Genomic DNA, 7,089 nt, shown 5'->3' on the forward strand with positions numbered 1-7,089 from the left:
CGACCATACAACCGATCTCTTCTTTTTTTGTTATATACATAGTGAATAAAAACGCCTCAAAAAAGGAATCTCAAACTTCAAAAATAAAACAGGATGAAATCGGACATTCAGATTGCACGCGAGATCGAACTGCAAAAAATCGAACAGATCGCAGAGTCTATTGACCTGCCTGTCGAGCAATTAGAGCCATACGGACGATACATAGCCAAAGTGCCGCTAAGTTGTATCGATGAAGAGAAAGTAAAAAAGGGAAATCTGATTCTCGTGACAGCCATTACGCCGAACAAGGCCGGTGTGGGTAAGACCACGGTCTCCATCGGATTAGCCTTGGGTCTCAACCATATCGGTAAGAAGGCTATCGTAGCCTTGCGTGAGCCTTCGCTCGGTCCATGCTTCGGTATGAAGGGTGGTGCTGCCGGTGGTGGCTACGCACAAGTGTTGCCCATGGAGAACATCAACCTCCACTTCACAGGTGATTTCCATGCCGTCACTTCGGCTCACAACATGATTACCGCCCTTCTGGAGAACTATATCTATCAGAACCGCAATACCTGCGATGGACTTTCGGAAGTACTTTGGAAGCGTGTATTGGACGTTAACGACCGCTCTCTGCGCAATGCCGTTACGGGATTGGGTACCATCTCGGACGGAATACCTCGTCAGACAGGTTTCGATATCACGCCGGCTTCCGAGATCATGGCTATCCTCTGTCTGGCCAAAGACTTTGAAGACCTCCGCAGCCGTCTTGAGAATATTCTTCTCGGCTATACCAAAGACGGTGCACCCTTTACGGTTAAGGATCTCGGCATAGCCGGATCGATTGCCGTCTTGCTCAAAGATGCCGTAAAGCCCAATCTTGTACAAACCACAGAGCATACGCCGGCGTTTGTACACGGTGGTCCTTTTGCTAATATCGCCCACGGCTGTAACTCCATTCTGGCCACTAAGATGGCACTCTCTTTCGGTGAGTATGCCGTTACAGAGGCCGGTTTCGGTGCCGATCTGGGAGCAGAGAAATTCCTCGACATCAAATGTCGTGAAATGGGGGTTGCACCCAAGCTAACGGTTCTCGTAGCCACTCTGCGTGCCCTCAAGTTGCACGGAGGTGTTGCCGAAACAGAGATCAAAGCGCCCAATGCCGAAGCCCTCAGAAGAGGACTCTCCAATCTGGATCGCCACATATACAATCTGAAAAAATTCGGTCAGCAGGTAGTCGTTGCCTTCAACCGTTTCGACACCGATGAGGAAGAAGAAATCAGCATCGTTCGCGAGCATTGTGCGGCACAGGGTGTAGGCTTTGCTGTAAACAGCGCTTTCGCTGAAGGAGGAAAGGGTGCGGAAGAACTGGCAAAACTGGTCGTAGAGACAGTAGAAAACAATCCGTCCAAGCCTCTCAACTACGCTTATGAACCGCAGAACCCCGTGAAAGTAAAGATCGAAAAGATTGCCAAGGAAATCTACAGCGCAGGAGGTGTGGTGTATAGCTCCAAAGCAGAGAGCAAACTGAAGAAGGTGGCTATGCAGTCATTGGATCATCTCCCTGTTTGTATTGCCAAGACACAGTACTCTTTCTCATCCGACCCCAAAGCCAAGGGTGATGTAAGAGGATTCGAGCTAAAAGTTTCCGACATCGTTATCAATCGCGGAGCAGGTATGCTCGTGGTCATCATCGGAGAAATCATGCGTATGCCGGGACTCCCCAAAGAGCCGCAAGCAGTACATATAGATATAGTAGACGGTTTCATCGAAGGCCTTAGCTAAACACCCTTCCGATAGACCCTCCCACGAACAATTTAGAGGGGCTGTGTCAAAATGAATTTTGGCGCAGCCCCATTACATTTATATATCTTGCCTAAAGCCCTCCCCATATCGAGGGATTAGTAATGATGTTCGCGAGAATATTAAGTCCCAAGTCTTTGCCAAAACTTTTTAGCTTTTCGACAATCCCTTGTTTCCTTTCCGCTTCGGGTAGCTCTTTAGATTCTTCCAGATAGGCTTTGAGTTATTTTCCGATGCAGCACGTTTACCTCTCTATCATTAAGGCAATTAAGCATTTAATCGGTACAAGACACCCTAAAATAAATGAAAAATCAGTTTTATCTAACTGTTTTATAGGTGGTTACGTGCTTGTCCCGCATGGCTTAGTTCTCAGTCTTTCAATCTTCTTTTGGGTGTTGCACTCTATAAATCAATAGATTACAACACCTTCCATTTGTACTTAGCATGCTTGCCCACTGCAAAAGTACCCATTTCGGAGCATATTAAGGCAATGTGGTGCAGGAAAAACACTTGATATACTTATTTTTCTCTCAACAATCATAATAGTGAGATTAAAAGCGTATATTTGCATACTATATGATATGTTGAATATATGGCAAAGAATACAATGGGGACTAAGTTGCCCCGAAAATTAGAGCAGAAGATGCAGATTGTAGGAGAGCAAATCAAGTTAGCCCGACTGCGTCGTAATCTTAGTGTGGCACAGATTGCTGAGCGTGCTACTTGTTCCCCTTTGACCGTCTCTCGTGTGGAGAAAGGAGCTCCTACTGTGTCGATCGGGATTTACTTGCGAGTACTCTATGCCCTTCAACTTGAGGACGACATCCTCCATCTTGCTAAAGACGATGAACTGGGGCGACGTCTCCAAGACCTTTCTCTCATCAATCGCCGCCGTGCCTCCAAGAAAGAATAAACTATGCAGAAACTACTTATATATGCTGATTTTGATTGGCTGAAAGAACCGACACTTGTTGGGGAATTGAGCTATGAGTCTCTGCGGGGGACAGACAGCTATGGCTTCTGCTTCAATGAAGAATGGCTACGAACACAGGGAGGATTATTCCTAAGCGCAGATCTTAACAATTACTCGGGTGTACAGTATACAACAGGAGGTGGTGATATTTTCGGATGCTTTTCGGATGCATTGCCCGATAGATGGGGGCGGACACTACTTAATCGCAAAGAGCAGATTTTAGCACAAGAGGAGAAACGTCCTCTTCGCCGTCTTACCTCCTTTGATTACCTCTTGGGGATTGATGATTATTCACGAATGGGAGGTTTCCGTTTCAAAGAAAGTGCAGATGCTGACTTTATTAATAGCTCTCCGACCCTGAGGATTCCACCCTTGACCGATATTCGCGCATTGGAAGCTGCAAGCAAGGAAATAGAACAAAGTGAAGAGCGGAACGAACTCCCTGATAAAAGATGGATCGTACAGCTGATTCAGCCTGGCACTTCTCTTGGTGGAGCGCGTCCCAAAGCCAGTGTGCTGGATACCGATGGCTCTTTATGTATTGCAAAGTTTCCCTCTCGTAAGGATGATTATGATGCCGAATTGTGGGAGCACCTCTGTCATTTGCTTGCAAAAAGGGCTGGGATCACTGTGGCAGACACAAGGGTATTACAAACCTCAGAGACCTATCACTCCCTAATCTCCAAGCGTTTTGATAGAACAGAGCAAGGGAAACGTATCCACTTTGCCTCGGCTATGACGCTTCTTGGATTGCATGATGGAGATAATGCCATGAATGGTTACGGTTACTTAGATATTGTGGATTTTATCATTCGCCACTGTACAGATGTCGAGAGTAACCTAAGAGAACTATATCGTCGTGTTGTTTTCAATATCTGCATTGGCAATAGTGATGACCACTTCCGAAATCATGGGTTCTTGCTCACCCAAAAAGGTTGGACACTTTCTCCTGCTTACGATATAAACCCGACATTAAGTAAACATCAGAGTTTACTGGTTACTTCTACGTCTAACGAGGCAGACCTCTTGCTTCTTAGAGATGCTTCAGAGGAATATATGCTGAGTCGAGAAGTTGCTAACAATATCATCTCGGAGGTGTGCAATGCCCTAAAAGATTGGCAATTTTTGGCTACTCAACTGGGAGTATCCAAAAGAGAAATAGTCCTCTTCGCTGATCGCTGGGAACTTTCGGCAAAGCATTAGAATAAAATAAATAACCCTGAAAGGGGATATAATGGTTTTCTTTTCATTGTATTTGCCATTGATAGGGTATAAAATGTTTTATATACTAACGAAGATAATTATAGCACAGTAAATAAAGGAGATCTACCTATTATAATTTCATAGATATAAATATGGAAAGATATAGAGTACAATACTATTCCCAACATGATTTGAGCATAGGCTGGAGTTTACAGCAAATAGAGGACCTATTGATGAATTTTGATGCATCAAAATTCGTCAAAGATATCAATGATGTTCTGGAACTCTATCACATCAAAAAACATATAGATCGTGACAACCATCTATCAACTTGGAAAGAGGATTATATTGATGGTCTGAAATCAATGGTCAAGAGTTTCTCAGGAATTATTGTGAGATATCTACGAGCTATACCCAAAGAAGCACTGTATGATTATTACAAGTCGATAGACTGGAGCTATACAAAATCATTCTGGGAGGTGGTCGCCAATTATAATCTTTTAGATTTGCTTGATGAGTCTTTTTTGGACAAAGTACTTACTGAAGATAGAAATTTGCGTCTGATTCTGCAACAGGAACGGATCGTAAATAAGTTCGCGAAATATCTCAAGAGCAAGATGATGAGTAATAGTCTATCTGCTCATATCCTCTTGGATCAATATGCACGCAGTAGTTTAAATGATAATGGTGAGACGTACTTCTTCCCGTCATCATTGACATCTGCCGACAAGGAGCAGATTATTGTAGACTTCTTGAACCAGGGCGAGCCTAACCTCAACTACGTGAGGCTCGTGATGCAAGTAAAGGACAATGCTAATGAGATTGTCCTTACTCCAAAGACAAGACTTCTTGCACAAGATGTGGAAAAGCAATTGAATGAGAAGTTCTTTGACAAGGCAAATGCAATTCATTTCTCTTATGGTGTAGAGTATGATAGAAATGATAATATTCCACCAACCAGAATAGAGCAAAGAGAAAATGTATTTATGCAAGTTCATAGCTGGAAATATATTGAGGGTCTGAACGAAACGGAGAAGATTCTCGTTTTTGGAAATCTTTTCGGTCTGCTTGGAGAGGATTGTCTGATAAACCTTGTCAATAAAGATTCTGAAACTGGTGGTTTTGAATCGGTTCTTATGGATTGTGGCAAAGATGCTTATTTCATGAATCAAAGTTGTCAGATCAGCAATAACTTCGCACTAGCCAATACAAACCTCTATTCGCAAGTGCTTCCCGCAATAGGGCAAAGACTGGAATCCTTGGTAAAAAACTTCTATGAGAATCATTTTAAGAAAGACTATGGCTATCCAACTTTGCAATTAACATTGCCAGCAGAAGATGCCGATTGGGTGGCTAAATGTCGAACTATAATACCTGAGTTGGACTCGGTTTCAAAACAATACAATTTGTTTGTAGAAGAGGGAGATATAGACCCTAGACTATTTTCATATGGGAAACCATTGCTGATAACAGATATTAAAAGTCTTTTCGACAATAAGTATTACGTGATCAAAGGGCATCCTTTGGAGATTTTAGAACCGATGATGCTTTTGTACCGAACGGCAGAAGTCCTGCATGTTGTTGATGGATTTGATACTACAAGGATTCATAACTTCTATGATTTTATCACAAGTTGTGACGTCTCTTATTCAGTTTATAAGGAAGATTACCATAAGAATAAGATAAACAAATTAATTTCCAGAGGATATGTCAAGATTGATGAGCAAGGGGTACTAAGACCTAACAACAAATCTGCAATTGAAATACTAGCTTGCCTTTGGCGCAATCGTGTAGTATCGTATTGGCATCATAGTAAGCCTGTTCGTGAATTGCTAGACAAATGGAAAGAAGAAGATTTATTAGAAATTGACGACCACCTACTTTGCGAATCTGAGCGTAATCTGTTCTCTTACTATCTCAATAATAGCAAATACACTAATGGCCCCGCTATCCGTAACCAATATGCTCATGGTGCAATACCTGTGGGTGACGATGTACAAGTCCATATCAAGAACTATTACATCCTTCTCATGCTACTGATTCTGCTTCTGCTGAAAATCGAAGATGAACTCAGAATTGGATTCAAAATTCTGGAGAATATGGAGGCTGAATTCTAACTATTTCTCATAAGAATTGTATCCCCGAAAAGGGGTATAATGACTTTTATTCCCTATATTCGCCACTGATAAGGTATATAATGACTTTGAAGAAGTATGCGGTGCACAGTGATAAGCCTTGAATATGTACCCATTTTACCTCTTTTGGGTACATATTCAGATTGTGATACTTCAAGTAAATAATATGGTAGCAAAGACAATCATAGCGCAGTACGTGAAAGAGATGCGCAAGAAATATAAACTGACACAAGTAGATCTCTCTGAGAAAGCAGGAGTAGGGTTACGCTTCGTGCGTGAGCTGGAACAGGGAAAGACCACGCTTCGCCTTGATAAAGTCAATAAAGTATTCGAATTATTTGGCTCAGAGTGTGGTCCTGTGCCGATGAAACGAGAAGGAGATGAAGTATGAAGCAGGCTACTGTTTATTGAAAGAAACTTAAGACCAGATTTGTGAATTCTGTAACAGTCCTATTTAGACCTCTCGTTAGTAAGTACTAAAAGAACATTTTTGTAAAGAAATAGAAGAACTGAAGGAGGCAATAGATAAACAACTGGAAGAACCTGAGAAATTAAAGGAAGCTTTGGCTAACTTTGGAGCGTAAGGGGATCATTCCTTCAGCATTCTACTATAGTTTACAAAAGGGAATACAAGAAAGCATTTGTTCAACAGGATTTTACTAAATTATTGTATGCCAACGCCTTTTAAAAGTGAAAAGAACTATCTGAGACATCAGAAGAGTTGTGTTTTTATATCCAGACCCAATGTTGTCCTAAATAAATTATGAGTTAGGCGTAACCCGTTGAGTTATACAGCCCAACGAAAAAATAAGAATTTTAATCCCGCCTTTCCCCTAATTGTTGTCATCCGGAGGCGGTTTGAAGGGTTCGTTAAGCCACTTTTCAAGATCAATTTTGGTAAAAGTGTTCAGCCTTAACGACACGACAAGGTTTGCCAGCCCCCATTTGTAACGAGCAGTATGCTTTAGCCAACAGAGTAGCAACATTGTTGTTAGGGCA

The 7,089-nt window shown here is 42.2% G+C and carries 5 protein-coding genes; all 5 read left to right on the forward strand.

Annotated elements, in window-relative coordinates:
- The first annotated feature begins 93 nt into the window (after nt 1–93).
- The 5 genes from F452_RS0107100 (at nt 94) to F452_RS0107120 (ending at nt 6,481) form a co-directional block, all read left to right on the forward strand.
- Nucleotides 94–1,761 carry a formate--tetrahydrofolate ligase gene (locus F452_RS0107100; protein ID WP_018965525.1) on the forward strand — a complete coding sequence of 556 codons (1,668 nt, stop codon included), beginning with the start codon at nt 94–96 and terminating at the stop codon, nt 1,759–1,761.
- Nucleotides 1,762–2,371: 610 nt separating this feature from the next.
- On the forward strand, nt 2,372–2,692 hold the full coding sequence (locus tag F452_RS0107105; protein ID WP_018965526.1) for a helix-turn-helix domain-containing protein: 321 nt from the start codon (nt 2,372–2,374) through the stop codon (nt 2,690–2,692).
- A gap of 3 nt (nt 2,693–2,695) precedes the next feature.
- Nucleotides 2,696–3,955 carry a type II toxin-antitoxin system HipA family toxin gene (locus tag F452_RS0107110; protein WP_018965527.1) on the forward strand — a complete coding sequence of 420 codons (1,260 nt, stop codon included), beginning with the start codon at nt 2,696–2,698 and terminating at the stop codon, nt 3,953–3,955.
- 152 nt (nt 3,956–4,107) lie between these two features.
- The gene (locus tag F452_RS0107115; RefSeq protein ID WP_018965528.1) at nt 4,108–6,072 is read left to right on the forward strand and encodes a hypothetical protein; all 1,965 of its coding nucleotides are present in this window, start codon (nt 4,108–4,110) and stop codon (nt 6,070–6,072) included.
- Between the two features lie 184 nt (nt 6,073–6,256).
- A complete protein-coding gene (locus F452_RS0107120; RefSeq protein WP_026292284.1) occupies nt 6,257–6,481 on the forward strand; it encodes a helix-turn-helix transcriptional regulator in 225 nt (74 codons plus the stop codon).
- The last annotated feature ends 608 nt before the right edge of the window (nt 6,482–7,089 follow it).

Origin of the sequence: Porphyromonas gulae DSM 15663 (genome assembly GCF_000378065.1) — a bacterium.
Classification (GTDB): domain Bacteria; phylum Bacteroidota; class Bacteroidia; order Bacteroidales; family Porphyromonadaceae; genus Porphyromonas; species Porphyromonas gulae.